Source organism: Streptomyces sp. NPDC002588 (genome assembly GCF_040295925.1).
Taxonomy (GTDB): domain Bacteria; phylum Actinomycetota; class Actinomycetes; order Streptomycetales; family Streptomycetaceae; genus Streptomyces.
This window is the reverse complement of record NZ_JBEOWF010000017.1, coordinates 14,534-38,482: the sequence shown is the minus strand read 5'-3', so window position 1 is coordinate 38,482 and position 23,949 is coordinate 14,534. Positions and strand designations below refer to the sequence as shown.

The 23,949-nt window shown below is 73.4% G+C and carries 20 protein-coding genes; 12 read left to right on the top strand and 8 right to left on the bottom strand.

The genetic code is table 11. From position 1 onward, the window contains the following. Positions 1–11 precede the first annotated feature (11 nt). Genes ABT057_RS20720 through ABT057_RS20710 form a run of 3 tightly spaced genes read left to right on the top strand, consistent with a single transcriptional unit; the run spans position 12 to position 3,300 of the window. Positions 12–1,139, top strand: coding sequence for a glycosyltransferase family 4 protein (locus ABT057_RS20720; RefSeq protein ID WP_352344543.1), 1,128 nt, complete (start codon positions 12–14; stop codon positions 1,137–1,139). Then, positions 1,136–2,440 carry a glycosyltransferase gene (locus ABT057_RS20715; protein WP_352344542.1) on the top strand — a complete coding sequence of 435 codons (1,305 nt, stop codon included), beginning with the start codon at positions 1,136–1,138 and terminating at the stop codon, positions 2,438–2,440. Before ABT057_RS20720 ends, ABT057_RS20715 begins: the two co-directional genes overlap by 4 nt. Further along, positions 2,437–3,300: an SGNH/GDSL hydrolase family protein gene (locus ABT057_RS20710; RefSeq protein ID WP_352344541.1), complete on the top strand. Its 864-nt coding sequence runs from the start codon at positions 2,437–2,439 to the stop codon at positions 3,298–3,300. The genes ABT057_RS20715 and ABT057_RS20710 overlap by 4 nt, the downstream gene beginning before the upstream one ends. A 50-nt stretch (positions 3,301–3,350) precedes the next feature. On the opposite strand, the gene ABT057_RS20705 is transcribed toward ABT057_RS20710, so the two are convergent. The 5 genes from ABT057_RS20705 to ABT057_RS20685 are packed head-to-tail and all read right to left on the bottom strand — an operon-like array spanning position 3,351 to position 7,821. Further along, positions 3,351–4,217 carry a 5-oxoprolinase subunit C family protein gene (locus ABT057_RS20705; protein ID WP_352344540.1) on the bottom strand — a complete coding sequence of 289 codons (867 nt, stop codon included), beginning with the start codon at positions 4,215–4,217 and terminating at the stop codon, positions 3,351–3,353. Then, positions 4,214–4,891 carry a 5-oxoprolinase subunit B family protein gene (locus ABT057_RS20700; protein ID WP_352344760.1) on the bottom strand — a complete coding sequence of 226 codons (678 nt, stop codon included), beginning with the start codon at positions 4,889–4,891 and terminating at the stop codon, positions 4,214–4,216. Before ABT057_RS20700 ends, ABT057_RS20705 begins: the two co-directional genes overlap by 4 nt. 2 nt (positions 4,892–4,893) lie before the next feature. Next, positions 4,894–5,652, bottom strand: coding sequence for a LamB/YcsF family protein (locus tag ABT057_RS20695; protein ID WP_352344539.1), 759 nt, complete (start codon positions 5,650–5,652; stop codon positions 4,894–4,896). A gap of 43 nt (positions 5,653–5,695) precedes the next feature. After that, the gene (locus ABT057_RS20690; RefSeq protein WP_352344538.1) at positions 5,696–6,523 is read right to left on the bottom strand and encodes a putative hydro-lyase; all 828 of its coding nucleotides are present in this window, start codon (positions 6,521–6,523) and stop codon (positions 5,696–5,698) included. Beyond that, positions 6,520–7,821 carry an MFS transporter gene (locus ABT057_RS20685; RefSeq protein ID WP_352344537.1) on the bottom strand — a complete coding sequence of 434 codons (1,302 nt, stop codon included), beginning with the start codon at positions 7,819–7,821 and terminating at the stop codon, positions 6,520–6,522. Before ABT057_RS20685 ends, ABT057_RS20690 begins: the two co-directional genes overlap by 4 nt. 173 nt (positions 7,822–7,994) lie before the next feature. Here ABT057_RS20685 and ABT057_RS20680 point away from each other — a divergent pair, with 173 nt between their 5' ends. From ABT057_RS20680 to ABT057_RS20665, 4 genes are all read left to right on the top strand, one after another. Beyond that, complete coding sequence (locus ABT057_RS20680; RefSeq protein WP_352344536.1) at positions 7,995–8,708, top strand: GntR family transcriptional regulator; 714 nt, start codon at positions 7,995–7,997, stop codon at positions 8,706–8,708. A gap of 138 nt (positions 8,709–8,846) precedes the next feature. Continuing rightward, positions 8,847–10,376: a hypothetical protein gene (locus ABT057_RS20675; protein ID WP_352344535.1), complete on the top strand. Its 1,530-nt coding sequence runs from the start codon at positions 8,847–8,849 to the stop codon at positions 10,374–10,376. A gap of 46 nt (positions 10,377–10,422) precedes the next feature. Then, the gene (locus ABT057_RS20670) at positions 10,423–11,301 is read left to right on the top strand and encodes a hypothetical protein (RefSeq protein ID WP_352344534.1); all 879 of its coding nucleotides are present in this window, start codon (positions 10,423–10,425) and stop codon (positions 11,299–11,301) included. A 53-nt stretch (positions 11,302–11,354) separates the two neighbouring features. Continuing rightward, positions 11,355–15,971, top strand: coding sequence for a hypothetical protein (locus tag ABT057_RS20665; RefSeq protein ID WP_352344533.1), 4,617 nt, complete (start codon positions 11,355–11,357; stop codon positions 15,969–15,971). Positions 15,972–15,992: 21 nt separating this feature from the next. Here ABT057_RS20665 and ABT057_RS20660 read toward each other — a convergent pair whose 3' ends face one another. After that, positions 15,993–16,550, bottom strand: a complete 558-nt coding sequence (locus ABT057_RS20660; RefSeq protein WP_352344532.1) for a hypothetical protein — start codon at positions 16,548–16,550, stop codon at positions 15,993–15,995. Between the two features lie 419 nt (positions 16,551–16,969). On the opposite strand from ABT057_RS20660, the gene ABT057_RS20655 reads away from it, so the two are divergent. The 5 genes from ABT057_RS20655 to ABT057_RS20635 are packed head-to-tail and all read left to right on the top strand — an operon-like array spanning position 16,970 to position 21,551. Next, positions 16,970–19,873 carry a nitrate- and nitrite sensing domain-containing protein gene (locus ABT057_RS20655; RefSeq protein ID WP_352344758.1) on the top strand — a complete coding sequence of 968 codons (2,904 nt, stop codon included), beginning with the start codon at positions 16,970–16,972 and terminating at the stop codon, positions 19,871–19,873. Further along, positions 19,870–20,304 carry a roadblock/LC7 domain-containing protein gene (locus ABT057_RS20650; protein ID WP_352344531.1) on the top strand — a complete coding sequence of 145 codons (435 nt, stop codon included), beginning with the start codon at positions 19,870–19,872 and terminating at the stop codon, positions 20,302–20,304. Before ABT057_RS20655 ends, ABT057_RS20650 begins: the two co-directional genes overlap by 4 nt. 9 nt (positions 20,305–20,313) lie before the next feature. After that, positions 20,314–20,709, top strand: coding sequence for a DUF742 domain-containing protein (locus tag ABT057_RS20645; RefSeq protein WP_352344530.1), 396 nt, complete (start codon positions 20,314–20,316; stop codon positions 20,707–20,709). A 24-nt stretch (positions 20,710–20,733) separates the two neighbouring features. Continuing rightward, positions 20,734–20,949 (top strand): hypothetical protein, encoded by a 216-nt coding sequence (locus ABT057_RS20640; protein WP_352344529.1) that lies wholly within the window; start codon positions 20,734–20,736, stop codon positions 20,947–20,949. Further along, positions 20,946–21,551 carry a GTP-binding protein gene (locus ABT057_RS20635; protein ID WP_352344528.1) on the top strand — a complete coding sequence of 202 codons (606 nt, stop codon included), beginning with the start codon at positions 20,946–20,948 and terminating at the stop codon, positions 21,549–21,551. Before ABT057_RS20640 ends, ABT057_RS20635 begins: the two co-directional genes overlap by 4 nt. A 55-nt stretch (positions 21,552–21,606) precedes the next feature. Here ABT057_RS20635 and glpK read toward each other — a convergent pair whose 3' ends face one another. Next, positions 21,607–23,127: a glycerol kinase GlpK gene (gene glpK, locus ABT057_RS20630; RefSeq protein WP_352344527.1), complete on the bottom strand. Its 1,521-nt coding sequence runs from the start codon at positions 23,125–23,127 to the stop codon at positions 21,607–21,609. Between the two features lie 39 nt (positions 23,128–23,166). Beyond that, positions 23,167–23,916 (bottom strand): MIP/aquaporin family protein, encoded by a 750-nt coding sequence (locus ABT057_RS20625; RefSeq protein ID WP_352344526.1) that lies wholly within the window; start codon positions 23,914–23,916, stop codon positions 23,167–23,169. Positions 23,917–23,949 lie beyond the last annotated feature (33 nt).

The window sequence follows — 23,949 nt, the reverse complement described above, 5'->3', positions numbered from 1 at the left end:
ACAACACCGGTATGCGTGTCGTCATCGTGACCGAATCCTTTCCCCCCGACGTGAACGGCGTGGCCCACTGCGCGTTCCAGACCGCCCGGCACCTCGTAGATCGCGGTCACCTTCCGCTCGTCGTCGCGCCGGCCACCGCGGCCGGTACCGGACCCGACGCCTCGGCGCCGTGCCCCGTCGTCCGTGTCCCCTCCCTCCCGCTCCCGGGCTACCCCCAGGTCCGCGTCGCCCTCCCCAGCCGACGCGTCGCCGCGGCCATCGTCGAACACCAGGCCGACATGGTCCATCTGGCCAGCCCCTTCATCCTCGGCGTGCGCGGCATGGCCGCCGCGGCCCGGCTCGGCATCCCCGCCGTCGCCGTCTACCAGACCGACCTGGCCGGATACGCCCGCACCTATGTGCACGCGGGCGAGGCGGCCGCCTGGCGGCGCATCCGCTCCGTGCACGCCGCCGCCGACCTCACCCTCGCCCCCTCCACCGCCGCCCGGCACGACCTGGAGACCCACGGAGTCCCCCGGGTCAAGCTGTGGGCGCGGGGCGTCGACACCGCCCGCTTCCGCCCCGAACTCCGTGACGAGGCGCTGCGCCGTGAACTCGCCCCGAACGGCGAGGTGATCGTCGGCTACGTGGGCCGCCTCGCCCCGGAGAAGCAGGTCGAACTGCTCGCCGGGGCCTGCGGCCTGCCCGGTGTGCGGGTCGTGGTGGTCGGCGACGGGCCCAGCCGCCCGCACCTGGACGAGGCCCTGCCCGGCGCGGTCTTCCTCGGCCGGCGCACCGGGGACGAACTCGCCCGGATCTTCGCCTCCCTGGACGTCTTCGCGCACACCGGCCCGTTCGAGACGTTCTGCCAGACCGTGCAGGAGGCCATGGCCAGCGGCGTGCCGGTCGTCGCCCCCGCCGCGGGCGGCCCCCTGGACCTCGTCGCCCACGGACGCACCGGCCTGCTCGTCCCGCCGCGCGACGCGGCCGCCGTACGGGACGCGGTGGGCACTCTGGCCGCCGATCCCGCCCTGCGCCGGGTCCACGGCGCCGCCGGGCGCGCCATGGTCGAGGGCCGCACCTGGGCCGCCGTCGGCGACCAGCTCATCGGACACTACGAGGACGTGCTGGCCGCACGTCAGCTGGTGGTGGCGGCATGAGCGGGCAGTCGGGCCGGCAGTCGCTGCGGATCGTCAGGCTGGCCAACTTCGTCGCCCCCGCCTCCGGCGGACTGCGCACCGCACTGCGCGAACTGGGCAAGGGCTACCGGGCGGCCGGCCACGAGTCCGTGCTGATCGTGCCCGGCGAGCGCACGAGCGTCCGTGAGACGGAACAGGGCCGGGTGATCACCCTGCCCGGTCCGCTGCTGCCCGGCACCGGCGGCTACCGCGTCCTCACCGACAAGCGGCGCGTCGCCCGCCTCCTCGAGGACCTCGCGCCCGACCGCCTGGAGGTCTCCGACCGTACGACGCTGCGGTGGACCGGCAAGTGGGCGCGGCGCGCCCGGGTCCCCGCCGTGATGGTCTCGCACGAGACCGCCGACGGCGTGCTGCGCACCTGGGGCCTGCCTGAGGGCGCCGCCCGGCGGACCGCCGACGCGCTCAACATCCGTACGGCGCACACGTACGCGCGCGTGGTGTGCACCACCGAGTTCGCCGAGCGGGAGTTCGTCCGGATCGGCGCGCGGAACGTGGTGCGGGCGCCGCTCGGCGTCGACCTCGTCGAGCGGCATCCGGCGCTGTACGACGCCGGGCTGCGCGCCCGGTACGCGCGCGCGGACCAGGTGCTGCTGGTGACGTGCACCCGGATGTCCGTGGAGAAGCGGCCCGGTACGGCCCTGGACGCCCTGGAGGCGTTGGTCGGGCGCGGGGTACCGGCGGTGCTCGTCGTCGCCGGGGACGGCCCACTGCGGCCCAGGCTGGAGCAGCGGGCCCGGGAGCGGGGACTGCCCGTGACCTTCCTGGGGCACGTCGCCGACCGGGAAGCCCTGGGCGCGCTGCAGGCCTCCGCCGACGTGTGCCTGGCGCCGGGGCCCGCGGAGACGTTCGGACTGGCCGCGCTCGAGGCGATGGCCTGCGGGACGCCGGTGGTCGTGAGCGCCTCGTCGGCGCTGCCCGAGGTCATCGGGGCGGCGGGAGCGGTCGCGGCCGACCGCGGGGCGGCGTTCGCGGACGCGGTCGAGCATCTTCTGACGCGTTCCCGGGCGGAGCGGCGGGGAGAGGCACGCGCGCGTGCGGAGTGTTTCGGGTGGGAGGCGTCGGTGGAGGCGTTTCTCGCGGCGCACGACGCGCACGATGCGTATGACATCCGTGACACCTGTGACGCCCATGACGTCCGGGATGCCCACGAGGCGACGGGACGGGAACGTCGTGACGCGCGCGTGGCGACGGGGGCGGAGCGTTCCGACGATGACGTCACGACGGTACCGGTTCGTCCTTTCGTGCCCGGAGGCCTGGGATGAGACGCGTCCGTTTCGTCGCCCTGGGGGATTCGCTCACCGAGGGGGTGGGCGACCCGGCGGGAGACGGGTGGCGCGGCTGGGCCGCGCTGCTCGCCGACGGGCTCACCCAGCCGTCGGTCCCGAAGCCCGTGGAATTCACCAACCTCGCGGTCAGCGGGGCGCAGACCCGGGACGTGCTGGAACGGCAGCTCCCGGCCGGGCTGGAGCTGCGGCCCGACATCGTCTCCGTCGTGGTGGGTGTGAACGACACCCTGCGCTGCACCTTCGACATCCACGCCGTCGCCGCCCGGCTCGACTCGGTGTACGCCGCGTTCGCCGAGCAGGGCGCGGTGCTGCTGACCGCGTGCCTGCCCGACCCGGGCGCCATGCTCGGGCTGCCGGGAGCCCTGGCCCGTCCGCTGGCCCGGCGGCAGCGCGCGGTCAACGCCGTCGTCCACGCACTGTCCGAGCGGTACGGGGCCGTCCACCTGCACGCGGCCGAGGGCGCCTGGCTGACGGACCGGGCGATGTGGAGCGCCGACCGGCTCCACCCCGGCGAGCGGGGACACCGGCAGCTGGCGGTGCGTTTCCACGCGCTGCTGACGGAGGCGGGCCTCGCCACCGGTCCCGCGCCCTCGCCGGAACCGGAGTTCCCGGTACCGACGGCCTCGGCGAGCCTGTGGTGGCTGGCGACGGCGGGCACCGGCTGGGTGGCCCGGCGCTGCACCGACCTGCTGCCGCAGCTGCTCACGCTGGCCGCCGACGAGATGCGGCACCGCGCGCGCGGGACGAGCTCCCGGCTCGACCTGCGGGCGTCCGCGGCGGTGTCGGCGGCACTGGCCGCCCTGTCGGCGCCGGAACCACGGCCGGAGGTCGCCTGATCACCGCCGGATGCCGGCGGGTCACGCACGGCGGCTTGCTCGCCGCGGGGTCAGCGTCGGCGTACGACGAACCGGACCGGCGTTCCCGGTACGGCCTGGGCCGCGGCCGGGAGGTCGGCCGCGCGGACGACCCCGATCACCGGGTAGCCCCCGGTGGTCGGATGGTCCGCGAGGAAGACGAGCGGCCGGCCGTCGGGCGGCACCTGTACGGCGCCCAGGACCATGCCCTCGCTGGCCAGCTCGTCGGTCAGGAGCCGCTCCAGGACGGGCCCTTCGGTGCGCAGGCCGATGCGGTTGCTCGCGGACGACACCCGGTACGCGTGCGTGGCGAAGACGTCGACGGCGGCCGGGGTGAACCAGTCGTCGCGCGGGCCGAGGGTGACCCGCAGGACGAGTTCGGCCGGAGGAGCGGCCTGCGGGGCGAGGTCCACGTAGGTGTGCACGGCGGGTTCGGGGCCCAGGGGCAGCACCGCGCCGACCGCGAGGGGAACGGGCCCGAGGCCCGAGAGCAGGTCCGTGGAGCGGCTCCCGAGGACGGGTTCGACGGCGATGCCGCCGGACACCGCCACGTAACTGCGCAGCCCGCTCACGGCGGGACCGACGTCCAGCACCGACCCGGCGGGCACCCGCACGGGCCCGCCCCAGGCGGCCGGACGTCCGTCCACCGCGACGGGGCAGGGCGCGCCGCCGACCGCCACGGTGACCGCGGAACGGGGCCGCACGGCACAGCCGGTGACGGTGGTCTCCAGAACGGCCGCCCCGGGCGGATTGCCGACGAGCCGGTTGACGAGGGCCGCCGCGGGGGCGTCCAGCGCGCCGGAGCGGGGGATACCGAGGTGGGCGTGGCCCGGACGCCCCCGGTCCTGCACCGTGGTGAGCGCCCCGGCGCGGACGACGGAGAGAGCACGGTCCGTCACGAGGCACCCGCCGGTTCCGCCGGTGGCTTCGGTGGTTCTGCCGCAGGTTCCGCCGGGCTCGCCGGTCCCACCGCGACGAAGCGCACGCGCGTGCCCGGGGACAGCAGCGCGGCCGGTACGCGCGCGTGGTCCCACAGAACGGCATCCGTGCTGCCGATCAGCTGCCAGCCGCCCGGCGACGAACGCGGGTACACGCCCGTGTACGGTCCGGCCAGCGCCACCGAGCCTGCCGGGACCCGGGTGCGCGGGGTGGCCCGGCGGGGGACGTCGTAGCGCGGGGGCAGGCCGGTGAGGTAGCCGAAGCCGGGGGCGAAGCCGCAGAACGCGACCCGGAACTCGGTGCCCGCGTGGATACGGGCCGCCTCCTCCTCGGTGACGCCCCAGTGGGCGGCGACGTCGGCGAGGTCGGGGCCGTCGTAGCGCACCCGTAGTTCGATCACCTCGCCCGACCTCGCGGGAGCGGACGGGATGTCGGCCGCGGCCAGTTCGGACATCAGACGGGCCGGGTCGTCGACCCCGTCAAGGAGCACCGTCCGGGCCGCCGGAACGATCTCGCGGACCCTGAGCAGTCCGGCGGCGCGGCGGCGCAGCAGCTCCGCGTGGAGGGCCTCGGCCTCGCTGCCCGAGGCCACCTCGACGAGGAGGGCGTCCTCGCCGAAGGGCATCACCCGCATGCTCATGCGAATGCCTCCACCCGTACGCCCGACTCCTCCAGCCTCCGCCGGACCCGGCGGGCCAGCTCCACCGCGCCGGGCGTGTCGCCGTGCAGGCACAGGGAACGCGCGCGTACCTCGATGTTCGCGCCGGTGAGGGAGGTGACCGTGCCGGAGAGGGCCAGCCCCACCGACCGCTCGACGACGGCGTCCGGATCGGTGAGCACGGCCCCGGTCCGGCCGCGCGGCACGAGCGTGCCCTGCTCGGTGTACGCACGGTCCGCGAACGCCTCCGTGACGGCCGGCAGACCCGCCTCGGCGGCCAGGTCCAGCAGACGCGAGCCGGGCAGCCCCAGCACGGGCAGCGAGGCGCCGGCGAGGCGTACCCCGTCGACCACCGCGCCCGCCTGCTCCTCGTCGTGCACGACCCGGTTGTAGAGCGCGCCGTGCGGTTTGACGTACGCCACGCGCGCGCCCGCCGCACGGGCGAAGACCTCCAGGGCGCCGATCTGGTAGGCCACCTCGGCGGCCAGCTCGGCGGGCGGCACGTCCATGGCGCGCCGCCCGAACCCCGCCAGGTCCCGGTAGGAGACCTGGGCGCCGATCGTCACGCCCCGCTCGGCCGCCAGCGCGCACACCCGTCGCATGGTGGCCGCGTCCCCGGCGTGGAAGCCGCAGGCCACATTGGCGCTGCTGACGACGGACAGCAGCTGCTCGTCGTCGGTGAGCAGCCATCGGCCGAAGCCCTCGCCGAGGTCGGCGTTCAGATCGATCGCGGTCATGGTTGCCTTCCTGTTCCTTCCCGGTGATTCCAGTGTCTCCCGCTCAGGCCACGCGGTACTGCTCGTCGCGGGCGTCGGTGATCAGCATCTGCCCAGGGGCGTGGGTGAGGGCGAACGGCGGGCGTGAGGCCATCACCGCGGCCTGCGGGGTCACCCCGCAGGCCCAGAAGACCGGGATGTCGTCCGGTCCGGCGTCCACCGGGTCGCCGAAGTCGGGCCGGCCGAGGTCGTCGATGCCCAGTCCCGACGGATCGCCGCAGTGTACGGGGCTGCCGTGCACCGCCGGGAGCAGACTGCTCTCCCGGATGGCGGCCGACAGGTGCTCCGGCGGCACCGGACGCATCGACACCACCATCGGCCCGTGCAGCCGCCCCGCGGGACGGCACTGACGGTTCGTCACGTACATCGGGACGTTGCGCCCCTGCTCGAGGTGGCGGATCGGGACGCCCGCCCCGGCGAGTGCCCACTCGAAGGTGAAGCTGCAGCCGATGAGGAACGACACCAGGTCCTCGCGCCAGTACGCGCGCGCGTCCGTCGGCTCGTCCACGAGCTGCCCGTCCCGCCACACCCGGTACCGCGGCAGATCGGTCCGCAGGTCGGCCCCCTCGGCCAGCACGGTCGTCCACGAACCGGCGTCCGTGACGTCGAGCACCGGACACGGCTTCGGGTTGCGCTGGCAGAACAGCAGCATGTCGTACGCCCAGTCCGCGGGCACCGAGATCAGGTTGACCTGGGTGTGGCCGGCCGCGACCCCGGCCGTGGGACCCGCGAGGCCCTCCCGGAAACGGGCCCGGGCGGTTTCGGGGCTCCACGCGTGCGCGTGCTCGTCGACGAGGGCCACGGGGCGGTCCTCGGTGAGGGGACGGTTCACTCCAGTTCCTTCCCGCGCGTCTCCGGCAGCCCCAGCAGCGCCAGGGCGGCGATTCCGTAGCCGATCGCGCCGAACACCAGCGCGCCGCCCACACCCCAGCTGTCGGCCAGATAGCCGACCGTCGTGGGGAAGACGGCGCCCACGGCGCGGCCGGTGTTGTACGTGAAGCCCTGCCCGGTACCGCGGACGGCCGTCGGGTACAGCTCGCTGAGGAAGGACCCGAAGCCGCTGAAGATCGCCGACATGCAGAACCCGAGCGGGAAACCGAGGACCAGGAGCAGGGTGTTGGCGCCGTCGGGGATGTTCGCGTACGCCAGGATGCAGACCGCCGACAGCAGGGCGAACAGCCAGATGTTGCGGCGCCGGCCCAGCCGGTCGGTGAGATAGCCGCCGGTGAGGTAGCCCAGGAAGGCGCCCGAGATCAGGAACGTCAGGTAGCCGCCCGTGCCGACCACCGACAGGCCCCGCTCCGACTTCAGGTACGTCGGCACCCAGGTCGCCAGGGTGTAGTAGCCGCCCTGCACGCCGGTCGACAACAGCCCGGCGAAGAGCGTCGTGCGCAGCAGCGGGCCCTTGAAGATGGCCGGGAACGATCCCTTGCCGGTGTGCCGCTCGCGCGCTGCGGCGGCCTCCGGCGCGTCCTTCACCCGGCGTCGCATCCACACCACGAGCAGCGCGGGCAGGGCACCGGTCCAGAACATCACGCGCCAGGCCATGTCGTCGCCGAAGAACGAGAAGACCAGCGTGTACGCGAGAGCCGCGAGGCCCCAGCCGACGGCCCACGAGCTCTGGATCGCGCCGAGAGTACGGCCCCGGTGCCTCGCGCTCGCGTACTCGGCGACCAGGATGGCGCCGACGGCCCACTCGCCGCCGAAGCCGAGGCCCTGCAGGGCGCGGAAGACGAGCAGTGTCTCGTAGTTCGGCGCGAAGCCGCAGGCGACGGTGAACACGGCGTACGTGATCACTGTGATCATCAGGGCCCTGACCCGGCCGAACCGGTCGGCGACCACGCCCGCGACGGCGCCGCCGACCGCGGACACGACCAGCGTGACGGTGGTGAAGAGACCGGTCTGGCCGCTGTCCAGGCCGAAGTACGACGCCAGCGCGACCATGCTCAGCGGCAGCGTGAAGTAGTCGTAGGAGTCGAGGGCGTAGCCGCCGAACGCGCCGGCGAACGCCTGCCTGCCGCGCGGGCCGAGGGCGCGCAGCCAGGCGAACGCCCCGTCGTCGGTGACGTGTCCGGCGCCGGCCGGGCGCGCGGGGGTGGCAGGGGCCTGGGGTGGTGGGGTCGTGCTCATGGGGCACCTCACAGAGGGATGACGGAGGGCTGGGAGTGAGCAGTGCCGTGCGGTGGCGGGCGTCACCCGGTGTGGGGGACGGGGCGCCGCCATGAAAGGAAGGTAGAGGATCGTTGAACGATCCTTCAATACCCGTGTTGTTTCGTTCTCGTGTTCTGCGGTTGAATTCGGGCATGGCAGAGCAACTGGCGGGACTGGCCGACGATCGCGCCCTCCTGGGGCGCACCAGTACGGCCGAGCGGGTTTCGGACATCCTCAGGGGCCGTATCGCCGACGGGTTCTTCCCCCCGGGGACGCGTCTGTCCGAGGACAGCATCGGCGGGGCGCTCGGTGTCTCGCGCAACACGCTCCGCGAGGCGTTCCGGCTGCTCACGCATGAGCGTCTGCTCGTCCACGAGCTGAACCGGGGCGTGTTCGTGCGGGTTCTGACCGTCGAGGACGTCGAGGACATCTACCGCACGCGCGCGCTCGTCGAGTGCGCCGTCGTCCGGGGACTGGGGGAGCCGCCGTACCGCCTGCAGGCCCTCCGCGGGGCCGTCACGGAGGGGCAGGTGGCGGCGGTCGAGGATGACTGGAAAGCGGTGGGTACCGCCAACATCCACTTCCACCACGAACTCGTCGCCCTGGCCGGCAGCGCCCGTACCGACGAACTGATGCGCAGCGTCTTCGCCGAGCTGCGCCTCGCCTTCCACGTCGTCGACGACCCGCGGCGGCTGCACGAGCCGTACCTCATGCGCAACCGCCAGATCCTCCAGGCCCTGGAGGCGGGCGACAGGGGTGAAGCGGAGAAGCTGCTCGAGGTGTACCTCCGGGACTCGCTGGAGCGCGTCGTCGAGGTGTACCGGCGGCGGGTGGGAGAGGAGACCGCGGGCAGGGGCGACGACTGAGGCCGCCGCGCGGCCTCACGACGGGCGGCATCCCGTGGCTTTCCCGCAGGTGGCGTACGCCGTCAGCCGGCCTCGGGGCGGCGGACGCATCTGCGGTCGTTTGGGTCGATGTCAGACCGAGGACCTACTCTGTGCACCGTGACTTCGCCTGCATCGACGGACCGTGTTCCGCCCCAGATCGGCGCGGGTCCGCGCCCCGCGCCGGGCCCGGCCGCCGACGAGGGGCTGGCGCGGCGCCTGCGCGCGCTGGCCTGCACCGCGCCCATCCACGACCTCGACGCGCGCAAGGCCAACCTCGCCGGTGAGTACTCGGTGTACGGCATGGCGGAGATCGCCCTCGCCGCGATCGACCTCGTCACCCTGAACATGGACTTCGACACCGGCGCCGACCACGACCAGATCGTGGCCCGCCTCATCCCGCGCATCGCCGCCCAGGCACCCCGGCGGCCGGTCGCCGAGCACGAGCGTGTGGCCCGCTGGGTCCTGGAGAACCTGATCAACGTCGGCAGCGTCGACCGCGGCTTCCGCGCCGTGTACGGCACCTTCGCGTCCGACGGCACCTATGTGCGCCGCGACTACGACTTCAAACTGGTCGAGGAAGTCCCCGGTCACGGCGGCACGGTCTTCCTGAGGACCACGGACGAGGCGGTCAACGTCCTCGTCGGAGCCCTCGACACCGACGTCACCAGCGCGCAGATCGCCGCCGAGGTCAAGCTGGAGGTCCTCATCCGCCGCGGCCGCCTGGCCGACGCCCAACTCGCCGCCGAGCAGGCCCGCTACCGCACCGTGCAGTACTCGGAGACCCTCCGCAGGGCCCTGGACGCGACCCGGCGCAACGTCCGCGCGGTGGACTGGCTGAGCGCCGTCCCCGACATGATCGCCGAGGCCCTCGACCACGTCGCCGACCGCTACCGCCACGAGAACGCGATCCTCACCAACATCCGCAGAGCGCGTGACGAGATCGAGGACGCCGAGAACAAGCGGCGCGCCGCCGAACTCGTCGACATCGTCAAGGACTGCATCCGCCGCCACACACAGCTGCAGTCCCGGCTGCTGGAGGCCGGCCCGCTGTTCCGCGCGGAACAGGACCGGCAGGCCTTCGCCACCCCCATGACGTCCTCGGGGACAGACCTCTACGGCCATCTCGTGGCGCCCCTGCTCCCGTTGCCGCTCGAGCGGGCGGTCCGGGTCACCGACGCCTTCTTCGCACGCGGGACCGGACTGCGCACCCCCGCGGCCGTTCGCGTCGGCGACCTGGTCGACCTGCTGCTGACACCACCGGTGGAGCGCGAGCACCTGGGGGCGGAGATGCCCGAGCCCGACCTCGTCGCGACCCCCGACGACAGCCGGTTCAGCGAGGAACAACTCGCGGCCGCCAAGGAGTTGCTCGATCTGCCGGCGGACGCACCCCGACGGCTGTCGGGGCTGCTGGCTCAGGCGCGGCGCACCGGTGACCTCGAACTGCCGTATCTGGTGGCCTTGCTGGCGGTCCATGCCGCGAGCCCGGCCGTCGGGACGGCCTACCGCCAGGGCGAGGAGAAGCTGCTGTTCGCCGTGGACGACGGGACAGAGCTGGACGACCCCGAGTTCGGCGGAGCCGATCTGATAGTCGGCACCGCGCTGCTGGACGCCGCGGGGATGGCGGCGGACCGCACGGAGGCGGCATGAGCCGGACCGGTCACCGAAAGCACACGAACACCAAGGAGCCGAAGCCGTGACCGAGCACGTCGAGTGGAGCGACACGGAGGCCCCCGCCCCGGCGGCGAACACCGCCGTCACCCCCGCCGACGCCGCCGACGCGGCGCGGCTCGTCGCCTTCGGACTCCAGCCCAAGCTGCAGCCCGCGCGCGACCAGGAGTACGCCGAGCTGCTGCGCCGCCACCGCGAGGACCCGGCGTTCGCCCGGCTCGCCGACGCCGTCGCCGCCGGGCTCGGGCTGATCGTGCTGGAGGTCTCCCCGCGCGCCGGAATGGCCGTGACCGCCGCCGAGGACTCGGTGTTCGCCGTCCGGATGGGGGACTACGCGCGTCGTACCTCCGCCGACGGCGGCGACCGCTTCCTGCACGGCCTCGCCCATCTCGCGGTCGCCGCGATGGCGTTCCCGCGGCCCGAGGACCTGGCCGACGACGGGTACATCGGACGCGTCAGCGTCAACGGCGTCGACGCCTTCGTCCGCCAGGCCTGCCGCCGGCTGGAGGAGCGGGCGGCGGAACAGGGCGAGAACACCGACCCGGCCACCGACGCGCCAGGCCTGGAGACCGCCTGGCGCGTCTGGGCCAGACGCAGCGCCGCCGGCGCCACCAAGGACGCCCGCCGGCTCGCCGGCTCGACCACCGGCATCGTCGGCAAGGCCGTCGCCTTCCTCACCGACTCCGGCTTCCTCCAGCGCACCGGCGACGACAACGGAGGGACGTACCGGACGACGGCCCGCTACCAGCTCCAGGTGCGCGACATGGCCGGCAGCGCCGCCCTGGCCGAACTACTGGAACTGGGCGTCGTCCCGGTCACCGACGGCACGCCGACGCTTCTGCCCCCCGAGGAGGCCGACGACCTGGAACTGGTGGCCGATGCCGGGCTGCCGTTCCACTCCTGACGCCTCCAGCGCCCCTCACCCCCTGATCTGCCGAAGACTTACGAGAGTCCGCCATGTACGAGCTGTCCCGGGTCCGCCTCTACTCCATCGGGCCCGCCGGTGCGCGCTACGCCGACACCGTGCTTGACCTGAGGGGCGTCGGCGACGTCGTGCCCGACCCCGCCCCCACGCAGGCGGAGTTCTTCGAGGAGGAGCCCGTCGGCCCGCCGCGCCGGCCCGCCCCCGCCGGCGTCCTCTTCCTGGAGAACGGCGGCGGCAAGTCCGTCCTGCTCAAACTGATCTTCTCGGTGATGCTGCCGGGCCACCGCAACACCCTCGGCGGTGCCAGCTCCGGTGTGCTGCGCAAGTTCCTGCTCGCCGACGACTGCGGCCACGTGGCCCTGGAGTGGCAGCACGTACTGACCGGCGAGTGCGTCGTGGTGGGCAAGGCGAGCGAGTGGCGCGGCCGTCAGGTCTCCAACGACCCGCGGAAATTCGCGGAGGCCTGGTACTCCTTCCGGCCGGGCCCCGGGCTCAGCCTCGACAACCTGCCCGTCGCCGAGTCCACCGCCGTACGGCCGCCCGTCGAGGGAGCCTCCGGGGCGCACGGGCGACGGCGCACCATGAAGGGGTTCCGGGACGCCCTCACCGAGGCGGGGAAGGCCTATCCGCACCTGGAGGTGCACTGGGAGGAGATCCACGACCGCTGGGTCGAGCACCTCACCGAACTCGGCCTCGACCCCGAACTCTTCCGCTACCAGCGGGAGATGAACGCCGACGAGGGCGAGGCCGCCGGCCTCTTCGCGGTCAAGAAGGACTCCGACTTCACCGACCTGCTGCTGCGCGCGGTCACGGACACCCGGGACACCGACGGACTCGCCGACCTCGTCAGCGGATTCGGCAACAAGCTCGGCCGGCGCGCCGAGCTGATCGCCGAGCGGGACTTCACCGCCGGCTCGGTGGACCTGCTCGGACGGATCGTCGAGGCCGCGGAGGCACGCGCGCGTGCGCGTGACATCCACACCGCGGCCGAGCGGCGAACCCGCACCCTGGCACGCAGGCTGTCCGCGCGGGGCGTCCAGGAGCGGTTGCGGGCCGCCGACCTCGCCCAGCGGGTCACGGCCGCCGCCCACACCGTCACCCAGTCCGAGGGCGCACGCGAGCGCAGCGCGCTGATCGCCGCCGAACTCGCCTTCCGGCACGCCTCCCTGGCGCTCGCCGCCGCCGAGAAGTCCGCCGCCGCGCAGAAACGCGAACTCGCCGACGCCCGCACCCTGCACTCCGCCTGGCAGGCCGCCGAGGCCGTCCTGCGCCACCGCGCCGCCTCCGACCGCGTCGCGCGGGTGTCCGCCGCGATCCAGGAGGCCGAGCGGGACGCCGCTCCGGCCCTCGCCGCCCGCGCCAAGGCCGCCGTCGGCCTCGTACGGGCACTGCACGCGGCCGCCGAGAGCGCCGAGTCCCTCGCCAACGAGGAGGAGGAACGCTCGGCGGCCCTTCAGGAGGCCGGCGAGAGCGCGCACCGGGACTCCACCTCCGCCGCCACCGAGGCACAGCGCGCCCGCAGCGAGATCGGGCACCTGCGCCAGCGCCTCACCGAGGTCGAACAGGAGACCGCCGAGGCGGTCCGCGCGGGCTGGCTGGACGACAGCGCGCCCGACGCCGACCCCGCGCGCGCGGCCCTCGCCGCCAGCGACGCCGAGAAGACGGCCGTGGCCGCCTGGGACACCGCCCGCGAGGCGTCCCGCAGGGCCGCCGACCTCGCCCGCGAAGCGGCCTCCGCCGAGTCCCGCGCCGAGCTGACCGCGGCTCGCGCGGCGGACGCGGCGACGGCCGCCAGGCGGTCCTACGAGGCGGAGCGCCGGCTCGCCGAAGCACTGGCGGGCGAGGAGCGGCTGGCGGAGCTGCTCGGCGTGACCGGCGGACCCTCCCGCGGGCCCATTCCGCAGCCCCGCCACGACGGCGAGTCCGGCGACATCCCCCTCACCCCAGAGGACCTCGACCGCTGCGCCGACGACCTGCGCGCACTCCTCGACGACGCCGTCTCCTCCGCGGAACGGCAGCTCTTCGAGCTGCGCACCGCCGCCGCCGACGACTCCCGCATCCTCGGCGCACTCGGTGACGGCGGGCTGCTGCCGCCCGGCCCGGACGTGCTGGCCACCGTCGAGTTCCTCGGCGAACACGGCATCCCCGCCCTGCCCGGCTGGCGCTATCTCGCCCAGGCCGTCGACCCCGCCGACCACGCGCGCGTGCTGGCCGCCCGCCCCGAGCTGGTCGACGGCGTGATCATCACCGACCCGGCCTCGCACGCACGCGCGCGTGAGGCCCTCGACGACGCCGCGCTGCTGCCGCGCTCGGCCGTCGCGGTCGGTACGGCCGCCGCCCTGCTCGCGCCGACCCCGGCCGCCGGCGCGCAGCCCGGAGACGTGTTCCTCGTACCGCCGAACCCGGCCATGCACGACGAGCACGCCGCCGACGAGGAACGGCAGGCGCTGCGCGCGCGGGCCACCGAACGGGACGAGGACATCCGCCGGCTCGCGGCACGGCTCGGCAAGGACCGGGAGCTGTCCGCCCGGCTCGCCTCCTGGCGCACCGGCTGTCCCGCCGGGCGGCTCACCGAACTGGCGCGGGCAGCCGACGAGGCGCGCGCGTTCGCCGAGGAGGCGGAGGCCGAACTGGCCGAGGCGCGTACCGCGCGGGCGGAGACGGAGGAGGCCGCCACCGAGGCCGCCCGGGTGCGCGACGAGAGGCAGGAGACCGCGCAGAAGGCCCGGCGCGCCGCCGACGCCCTGGCGGGGCTCGCCTTCCGGCTGCGTGAACGGGCGGGCTGGCAGGTCAAACTGCGGGAACTCGCCGACGAGGCCACCGAGTCGGAGGCCCGGGCCCAGGTCTGCCTGGAGCGCGCCCGCGCCGCGGACGAGGACCGCCGCGCCGCCCAGCGTGCCGCCGACGACGCCCGCCGCACCGCGCGTGCGCTGCGCGCCGAGCGCTCGGAGATCGCCGGCGCCCCCGACGACGTACCGGACGACGACACGGACGCGCCCAAGTCGTCCCTGCCCGCCCTCCGCGAGGCCTACCGGGCCGCCTCCCAGCTCTACGAGAAGGTCGGTGTCGGTGCCGACCTCCGGGCCGAGCAGGCACGCGCGGAGAGCGACGAGAGCGCGGCCCGGGCCGAGCTGGACCGGCTCAGCAACAAGGTGCGTACGCGCGCCGAGCAGCTGCTCCGGTCGCCCGACGGATCCGACGGGCCGTCCCGGCAGGCGGCCGCCGCCCGCGCTGAGGAACTGGTGCAACTCCTGGAGACCCGGGTGTCCACGGCCAGTGAGCAACTCGGGCGGCTGCGCGGCGAGGCCGAGCGGCACGCGCCCGAGGACGGCGAGGCCCACACCGAGCTGACCGAGGAGCTCCAGCCGCGCGACGCCGAGCACGCCCAGGCGCTGCTGCGCACGGCCGCCGCCGAACTCGCCTCCCGCACCGAGGCCTTGGCGCAGGCCCGCGAGGCACACACCGAACTGCTCGACGCGCACCGCGCAGCCGAGGACGCGGCCGGCGGCTTCGACGAGGTCGCCGCGATGCTCCGCGACCTGCTGCGCGAGCACGTCACCGAGGAGGAACAGGAAGCCCCGGAGCCCTACCCCGGCAGCCTGGAAGAGGCCCGGCAGTCGGCCGCCGAGGCCCGCCGCTCGCTGCGCGGCTGCGCCGCCGACCTCTCCGCCGCCGAGTCCGCAGTACGCGAAGCGAGCGATGTGCTCGTCCGGCACGCCAACTCCACCCGCTACGAGCAGGTCCGCACGCCCGCTCGCCAGCAGATCCGCGAGCTGCCCGCCTCCGCCCTGCCGGAGCACGCCCAGAAGTGGGCGGACGCCTTCGCGCCCCGACTGCGGGTGCTGACGGACGAGTTGGAGCAGCTGGAGCGCAACCGGGACTCGATCGTGGACCGGCTGCGCGGGCTCGTCGAGTCCGCCCTCGCGACCCTGCGCTCGGCCCAGCGGCTCTCCCGCCTGCCCGAGGGGCTCGGCGAGTGGTCCGGCCAGGAGTTCCTGCGCATCCGCTTCGAGGAACCCGACCAGGCCACCCTCACCGAGCGCCTCGGCGAGGTCATCGACGAGGCGACCCGCGCGGCCGTGAAGAAGAACTCCGACCTGCGGCGTGACGGCATGTCACTGCTGCTGCGGGGGGTGGGCGCCGCCCTCCAGCCCAAGGGGGTCGCCGTCGAGATCCTGAAGCCGGACGCCGTGCTGCGCGCCGAGCGGGTGCCCGTCGGGCAGATGGGCGACGTGTTCTCCGGCGGTCAGCTGCTGACCGCGGCCATCGCCCTGTACTGCACGATGGCGGCCCTGCGCTCCAACGACCGGGGCCGGGACAAGCACCGGCACGCCGGCACCCTGTTCCTCGACAACCCCATCGGCCGCGCCAACGCCACCTACCTGCTGGAGCTCCAGCGGGCCGTGTCGGACGCGCTCGGGGTGCAACTGCTGTACACCACCGGCCTGTTCGACACGACGGCGCTGGCGGAGTTCCCGCTGGTCATCCGGCTGCGCAACGACGCCGACCTCCGGGCGGGCCTGAAGTACATCAGCGTGGAGGAGCATCTGCGTCCGGGACTGCCCCAGCAGCCCCGGACGGGAGAGGCCGTGCACAGCGAGATCACGGCCACCCGGATGTTCAAACGGCCGGCTCCCAACGCCCCTTGAGGGCGCCGGGAGCGAGGCGCCTCAGGGGTGGGACAGCTGTCCGGTGCCGCCCTGCCGGCGTATCCGCTCCTGCGCCCGCTCGGTGGCCCGGACCTGCCGTCGCGCGCGGCGGCGCTCACGGCGCAGCGCCCGCGCGGTGCTGCTGGGCGCCGACACCACGCCGTAACGCTGGTTCCACACCTGCCGGGTCACCCAGACGTCCAGCGCGGCCCAGGTGGCCACCACGGTGCTGACCACACTGCTGATCACCATCGGGAAGGCCAGCCAGGAACCGGCGAGGGTGCAAAGGAACGCCACCATCGCCTGAAGCAGTGTCACCGCGATGACGAGGACCGCGCGCACCGCCGCCTTACGCACCGGGTCGGGCAGCCGGCGTCGGCGCGCGGGCTCGTCGACCCACAACGGCCGGTAGACGGCCCGCTCTTGTGCGGTGCCGGTCGCACTCCCGGTGCCGTCGCGCCGGTCCTCCCCCCGTCCGCTCTCCGCAATGTCACGATCCGGTATCCCGGGGCCCCGCAGCGCTGTACCGCGCGCCGTCGCACTCTCTTCGGGCGCCCCGCGCCGCTCCGCCGTGCCCATCACCGTGTCACTCCCCACCGCCGGCCGACCGCTCACTACCGGGCCGAAGGCCCGCTCCCCTGTGGCTGCCCGGCTTGCTCTGATTTACGCCGCCGAGGTGCGGGCTGCGGCTCCTGTGGCCGATTCCGCCCCCAATTCCCAATGGTTAGGACGGACGAGACGGCGCGAAGATTCCCAAGTTGCGAAAAATTCTGGCCAAGTCGTCCACGAGGCCGATCGGATCCGGTCTTGTTGCGTAGCCCGGATTCTGGGCGGTTATCTCCAGTAATGCCCGGACAACTCCGCATGTCTCGACTCCGGAGCGGAAGTTCGGCTTCCGGACAGCTCTTCGAGTTAACTGTGTGTCGGTAGTAGGCTCGCGCCGTTTGTTGACGCACATGCGTACCCCCTGCCGGTGGGGGGTCGAGCTGGGGGAGTCCATGCGCTTTCGCGGGAAGTCGGTCCGCCGGAAGATCGTGGCGCTGCTTCTCGTGCCGCTGGTGTCCCTCACCGCCATCTGGGGCTTCGCCACGGTACTGACGGGCCGTGAGGCGAACCGCCTGTTCACCGTGTCCTCCGTCATGGAGAAGGTCGGCTACCCGATCGAGGACACGGTCCGCGTCGTCCAGCAGGAACGCCGCCAGACCCTCGTGCACCTCGCCGACCCGCGCGCCTCCGAGGCGCTCGCCGCGCTGCGCCGTACCCGGACCGCCACGGACGAGGCGCTCGCCGAGCTCCGCCACAACGCGCGCGACGCCGACGTCCGCGACGTCCTGGACCAGGACGACGGCAACGGACTGACCGCGGTGCTCGACGCCTTCGACGGACTGGACTCCCTGCGCCGCAGCGTCGAGGAGGGCACCGTCACCCGGTCCCAGGCCCTGGACCTCTACAACCAGCTGATCGACCCCTGCTACACCCTGCTCGCCAAGCTGGACGTGGTCGACAGCGTGGAGATGGACAAGCAGTACCGGGCCCTCGTCAGCGTCGCCCGCGCGCGCGAACTGCTCTCCCGGGAGGACGCCCTCCTCGGCTCCGCCCTGGTCGTCGGCCGGCTCAGCCGCGAGGAGATCCGCGACGTCTCCGACCTGGAGGCGCAGCGCGAGGTGGTCTACGACATCAGCCTCGCCCAGCTGCCCGATGCCGAAGCCGAACGCTACGAGAGCTTCTGGAAGAACGCCACCACCGCCCCGCTGCGCACCGTCGAACAGGCCGTCGGCGCCGCGACGCCCGGCGATCTGCCCCGCGGCGTCACCGCCAGGAACTGGGACACGGCGGCCGGAAACGTCCTCAAGGAACTCGGCACTCTGGACGAACAGGCCAACGACCGCTATCAGGACCGCGTCCACCCGGTGGCCGTCGAGGTCATCTCCAAGGCCGTCGTCGCCGGAGTGCTCGGACTCGTCGCCCTGATCCTCTCCCTCGTCCTGTCCGTGCGCATCGGCCGCGGCCTCATCCGCGACCTGCGCCAGCTGCGACTGGAGGCCCACGAGGCGTCCGGCGTGCGGCTGCCCAGCGTGATGCGCCGCCTCTCCGCCGGCGAGCAGGTCGACGTGGAGACCGAGGTACCGCGGCTGGAGTACGACAGGAACGAGATGGGCGAGGTCGGCCTGGCCCTCAACACCCTGCAGCGCGCCGCCGTCGAGGCCGCCGTCAAGCAGGCCGAGCTGCGCGCCGGAGTCTCCGAGGTCTTCGTCAACCTCGCCCGCCGCAGCCAGGTCCTGCTGCACAAGCAGCTCACCCTGCTCGACACCATGGAACGCCGCACCGAGGACACCGAGGAACTCGCCGACCTCTTCCGCCTCGACCACCTCACCACCCGTATGCGCCGGCACGCCGAGGGCCTGGTGATCCTCTCCGGCGCCGCCCCCTCCCGGCAGTGGCGCAAGCCCGTCCAGCTGATGGACATCGTGCGGGCCGCCGTCGCCGAGGTCGAGGACTACGAGCGCATCGAGGTCCGCCGCCTGCCCCGGCTCGCCGTCACCGGCCCCGCCGTCGCCGACCTCACCCACCTGGTGGCCGAACTCCTGGAGAACGCCACGGTGTTCTCCCCGCCGCACACCGCCGTCCACGTCCTGGGCGAGCGGGTCGCCAACGGGTTCACCCTGGAGATCCACGACCGCGGCCTCGGCATGGCGCCCGAGGCTCTCCTCGAGGCCAATCTCCGGCTCGCGGAGACCCCGGAGTTCGAACTCTCCGACACCGACCGCCTCGGACTGTTCGTGGTCAGCCGGCTCGCCCAGCGCCAGAACGTCCGGGTCTCCCTGCAGCCCTCGCCCTACGGCGGCACGACGGCCGTCGTCTTCATCCCCGACGCCCTCCTGACCGACGACGTCCCCGACACCAACGGCATCGGCTTCCGCCTCGACCGCCCCCGGGCCCCCAAGGCGACCGAGGCCGGCGCGAGCAGGCCCGCCCTCACCTCGTCGGTACAGCTCCCCGGAATGCCCGGCTCCGTACTGGACGGGCCGGTCGAGCTGGAGGCCCCCGTCGGCCTGGACGCCCTCGGCGGTTTCCCGGACGCGCTGGACGAGGAGGACGACGAGCACGGCGGCCTGTTCCGCCCGCGCCGTTCCCACATGCGCCCCGAGGACGGACCGGCCGCCGTCGTCGACCAGTACCGCGGGCTCCCCGACCCGCACGGCGAGCCGGACGCGACGGCCGGCGACCCGGCCGCTCCCGTGCCGCTGCCCAGCCGCCGCACACCCAAGCTGGTCAGTTCGCACGGCCGCCCCGTCACCGATCAGCGCTCCCGGCGCGCGGAGACCGACGACGAGTCCGCCACGCGCCCCGGACCCCGCCGTGTGGAGACCGACGGGCCGGCACCCCTGCCGTCGCGGCGTCGCGGCAGCGGGGCGCAGATCCCGCACAACAGCGGCGCCACCGAGCCCTCCGCGCTGCCCGGACGTCCCGGCCGCGGCACTGACGAGCCGTCCCGGCCTCCGGCCCTTCCTCAGCGGACCCGGCCGGCCGCGGCCGGACCAGGCGGCCAGGCCGATGGGGCCGCCTACCCGGGCGCGGTGCCCGAGCGGCGCGGCACGGGCTCGGACGGTCCCGAGGACCGTCCTGTCCTCGGCGGGGGACCTCGTGGCACCGGCGGATCCGCGCCGGGAGCGCTGCCCCGGCGCGTACGGCAGGCGAACCTCGCTCCGCAACTGCGGCAGGGCCCCGCCCCGCGCGCGGTGAACCGCCCCGACCCCGAGGACCGCGACGCCGACGAGGTACGCAGCCGGATGGCCTCGCTCCAGCGCGGCTGGCAGCGCGGCCGCGCAGAGAACGCCGCGGGCGACGACGTCCACAGCGGCACAGCACCACAAGGAACGACAAAGGGGGACGGTCGATGACCGCACCGAAGGCGATCGGCCACACCACGCCCGGCAACGGCGAGCTGAACTGGCTCCTCGACGAACTCGTCGACCGGGTCGCCAGCATCCGCAAGGCCGTCGTGCTCTCGGGCGACGGCCTGCCGACCGGGGTCTCCAAGGACCTGACCAGAGAGGACAGCGAGCACCTGGCCGCCGTCGCCTCCGGGTTCCACAGCCTCGCCAAGGGCGTGGGCCGGCACTTCGAGGCCGGGAGCGTCCGCCAGACCGTCGTCGAGCTCGACGACGCGTTCCTCTTCGTCACGGCCGCCGGCGACGGCAGCTGCCTCGCCGTCCTCGCGGACGCCGACTCGGACGTCGGGCAGGTCGCCTACGAGATGACCCTCCTCGTCAAGCGGGTCGGCGTACATCTGGCCTCCGCGCCGCGCACCGATCTGCCCTCGGGCGGGTAGTGGGATGGCATGAGCACAGACGGTCAGGGAAGAAGCCACTGGTTCGACGACGAGGCCGGACCGGTCGTCCGTCCGTACGCCATGACGCGCGGCCGCACCACCAGTGCGGTCCAGCACCGTCTCGATCTGATCGCGCTGGTCGTCGCCGAGCCCCACTCGGACGATCCCGAGGTGGACGACTCGCTGTCCCCGGAGCACGTGGACATCGTCGACCTGTGCCGGGAGGCGCCCCAGTCGGTCGCGGAGCTCTCCGCCGAACTCGACCTGCCCATCGGTGTGGTGAGGGTACTCGTCGGAGACCTCGTGGACGCGGAGTTCGTCCACGTGAACCGGCCGGTGCCCCCTGCCGAACTGCCGGACGAGAGTATTCTGCGCGACGTCATCAACGGTCTCCGGGCACTGTGAGCAGCGCGGAAGCGAGGTGAGGACGTGACCGGGCGGCAGCACCGGGAGGACCCGGACGGCACCTTCACCGGCATGGTCGCGCGCCGCCCCGACGGCCGTCCGCCGCATCAGGACGAGGGCCGCCACCAGCGCCCCGCCGCCCGCGCGGGCAGCGGGGCACGGGACAACCACGGACGGCACGGTCCGCCCCATCCGCTCGGCACCCCTATCACGCCACCAAGCAGGAGAGTTGAACGATGATCTTCGGGCGCTCTGAGCGCGGCAAGCCCCCGGTCGAGCCCGTCACGCTCAAGATCCTTGTGGCCGGCGGTTTCGGGGTGGGCAAGACCACCCTCGTCGGCGCCGTCAGCGAGATCAAGCCGCTGCGCACCGAGGAGTACCTCACCGAGGCCGGCCGCCCGGTCGACGATCTGACCGGCGTCGAACGCAAGCACACCACCACCGTCGCCATGGATTTCGGACGCATCACCCTGCGCGAGGACCTGGTGCTGTACCTGTTCGGCACGCCCGGCCAGGAGCGGTTCTGGTTCATGTGGGACGAGCTGTCCGAGGGCGCGCTCGGCGCCGTAGTCCTCGCCGACACCCGCCGGCTGGACGACTGCTTCGCCGCCGTCGACTACTTCGAGCGCCGGGCCATACCCTTCCTCATCGCCGTCAACTGCTTCGAGGGCGCGGCCCGTTACCCGGAGGACGACGTGCGCCGGGCGCTCGACCTCGACGACGACGTACCGGTGATCCTCTGCGACGCCCGCGACCGGCGCTCGGTCCGGGACGTCCTGGTCGGCGTCGTCCAGCACGCGATGGACTACGGAACCGACCGCCGACAGCCTGTCACCACCTGAGCGGCGCACTGCCCGTACCCACGGTCACCCCGGGTGCGGGCCGCGGCTCGCGACACTAACCCTCGCCGTCCTCCACCCAGCCGAAGCTCTTCTCCACGGCCTTGCGCCAGTTGCCGTACTCGCGGTCGCGCACCGACGCCTCCATCGCCGGAGCCCACTCCGCGTCCTTCCGCCAGTGCGCCTTGAGTTCGTCGAGGTCGTTCCACACCCCGGTGGCCAGCCCCGCCGCGTACGCCGCGCCCAGGCAGGTCGTCTCGGAGACCCTGGGCCGGATCACCGGCACACCGAGCACATCCGCCTGATGCTGCATCAGCAGGTTGTTCTTCGTCATGCCGCCGTCCACCTTCAGGGTCGTGATCCGCACCCCGGAGTCCTGGAACATGGCGTCCACGACCTCCCGCGTCTGCCAGCTCGTCGCCTCCAGCACCGCGCGCGCGAGATGGGCCTTGGTGACGTAGCGGGTGAGGCCGGTGACCACACCACGGGCGTCCGAGCGCCAGTACGGCGCGAACAGCCCCGAGAACGCGGGCACGATGTAGGCGCCGCCGTTGTCCTCGACGCTCGCCGCCAGCGTCTCGATCTCGTCAGCCGTACGGATGATGCCGAGCTGGTCCCGGAACCACTGCACCAGCGCACCCGTTATGGCGATCGACCCCTCCAGACAGTAGACCGGTGCCTCCCCGCCGATCTTGTAGCCCATCGTCGTCAGCAGCCCGCTCTTCGACGGCACCGGCCGGTCCCCGGTGTTGAGCAGCAGGAAACTGCCCGTCCCGTACGTGTTCTTCGCGGTGCCCACGTCGTAGCAGGCCTGGCCGAACACCGCCGCCTGCTGGTCGCCCAGCGCCGAGGCGACCGGCACCCCGCCGAGCTGTCCCACGGCCGTGCCGTACACCTCGGCGGAGGACCTGATCTCCGGCAGCACCGCCTCGGGCACGTTCATGGCCGACAGAATCGAGGAATCCCACTGCAGGGTCTCGAGATTCATCAGCATGGTCCGCCCGGCGTTGGTCACATCGGTCACATGCCGGCCGCCGTCGACACCACCCGTGAGATTCCAGATCAGCCAGGAGTCGATCGTGCCGAAGGCGATCTCGCCCCGCTCGGCCCGGTCCCTGAGCCCGGGCACATGGTCCAGCAGCCAGGCCGCCTTCGGCCCCGAGAAGTAGCTCGCCAGCGGCAGCCCCGTCTGCTCACGGAAGCGGTCCTGCCCGTCGGAGCCACCGAGTTCGTTGCACAGGCCCGCGGTCCGGGTGTCCTGCCAGACGATGGCGTTGTGCACGGGCTTGCCCGTGGACCGGTCCCAGAGCACCGTCGTCTCACGCTGGTTGGTGATGCCGAGCGCGCTGATCTGGTCGGCCCGCAGCCCGGCCTTCGCGATCGCCCCGGCGACCACGGCCTGCACCTTGGACCAGATCTCCGTGGCGTCGTGCTCCACCCAGCCGGGCTTCGGAAAGATCTGGCGGTGCTCGCGCTGGTCGACGGCGACGATCGCGCCGCCGTGGTCGAAGACGATGCAGCGGCTGGAGGTGGTGCCCTGGTCGATTGCGGCGACGTACTTCTCGGCGTTGTCCGTCATGGCTACCCCTTGGGCTGGGTTCGAAGGGCTGGGCGGCCGTCAGAAGGCCGCGTGGTAGATGAGGCCGGCGAGCGCTCCGCCGATCAGCGGGCCGACCACCGGGATCCATGCGTAACCCCAGTCGGAGGTGCCCTTGTTCGGGATCGGCAGGAAGGTGTGCACGATGCGCGGGCCGAGGTCGCGAGCCGGGTTGATGGCATAGCCGGTGGGCCCGCCCAGGGACAGTCCGATGCCGACGACGAGCAGGGACACGATCAGCACGAGCGTGCCCGACTCGCCGAGCCCCTTCGTCAGCCCGAAGGCGAGGAGCGGCAGGACGAGCGCGATCGTCGCGATGATCTCCGTGATCAGGTTGGCGACCGGGTTCCGGATCTCGGGGATGGTGGAGAAGATCCCCAGGGTCGGCGTCGGCTCGTCCGCCGTGCCCTCCGTGGTGCCCGTCTGCCGCACGTTCGCCTGGAACTGCGCGAGATACACCAGATACGCGAGGACGGCGCCCAGCATCGCACCGACCATCTGTCCCAGCAGATAGACCCAGACCTTGCCCCACTTGCCCGTGTCGACCGCGATCCCGAGGGTGACGGCCGGGTTGAGCTGCCCGCCCGACAGCGGCGCGGCCGTGTACGCCCCCGCCAGCACGCCGAACCCCCAGCCGAAGGCGATCACCACCCACCCCGAGGCCCGGGCCTTGGAGTATCTGAGGGTGACCGCGGCGCAGACCCCCGCTCCGAACAGGATGAGGATGGCGGTGCCGATGACCTCGCCGACGAATATGTCCGAGTTGCTCATGGCGGCTCCTGGGCCCGGCCCGGGGCGATCGGC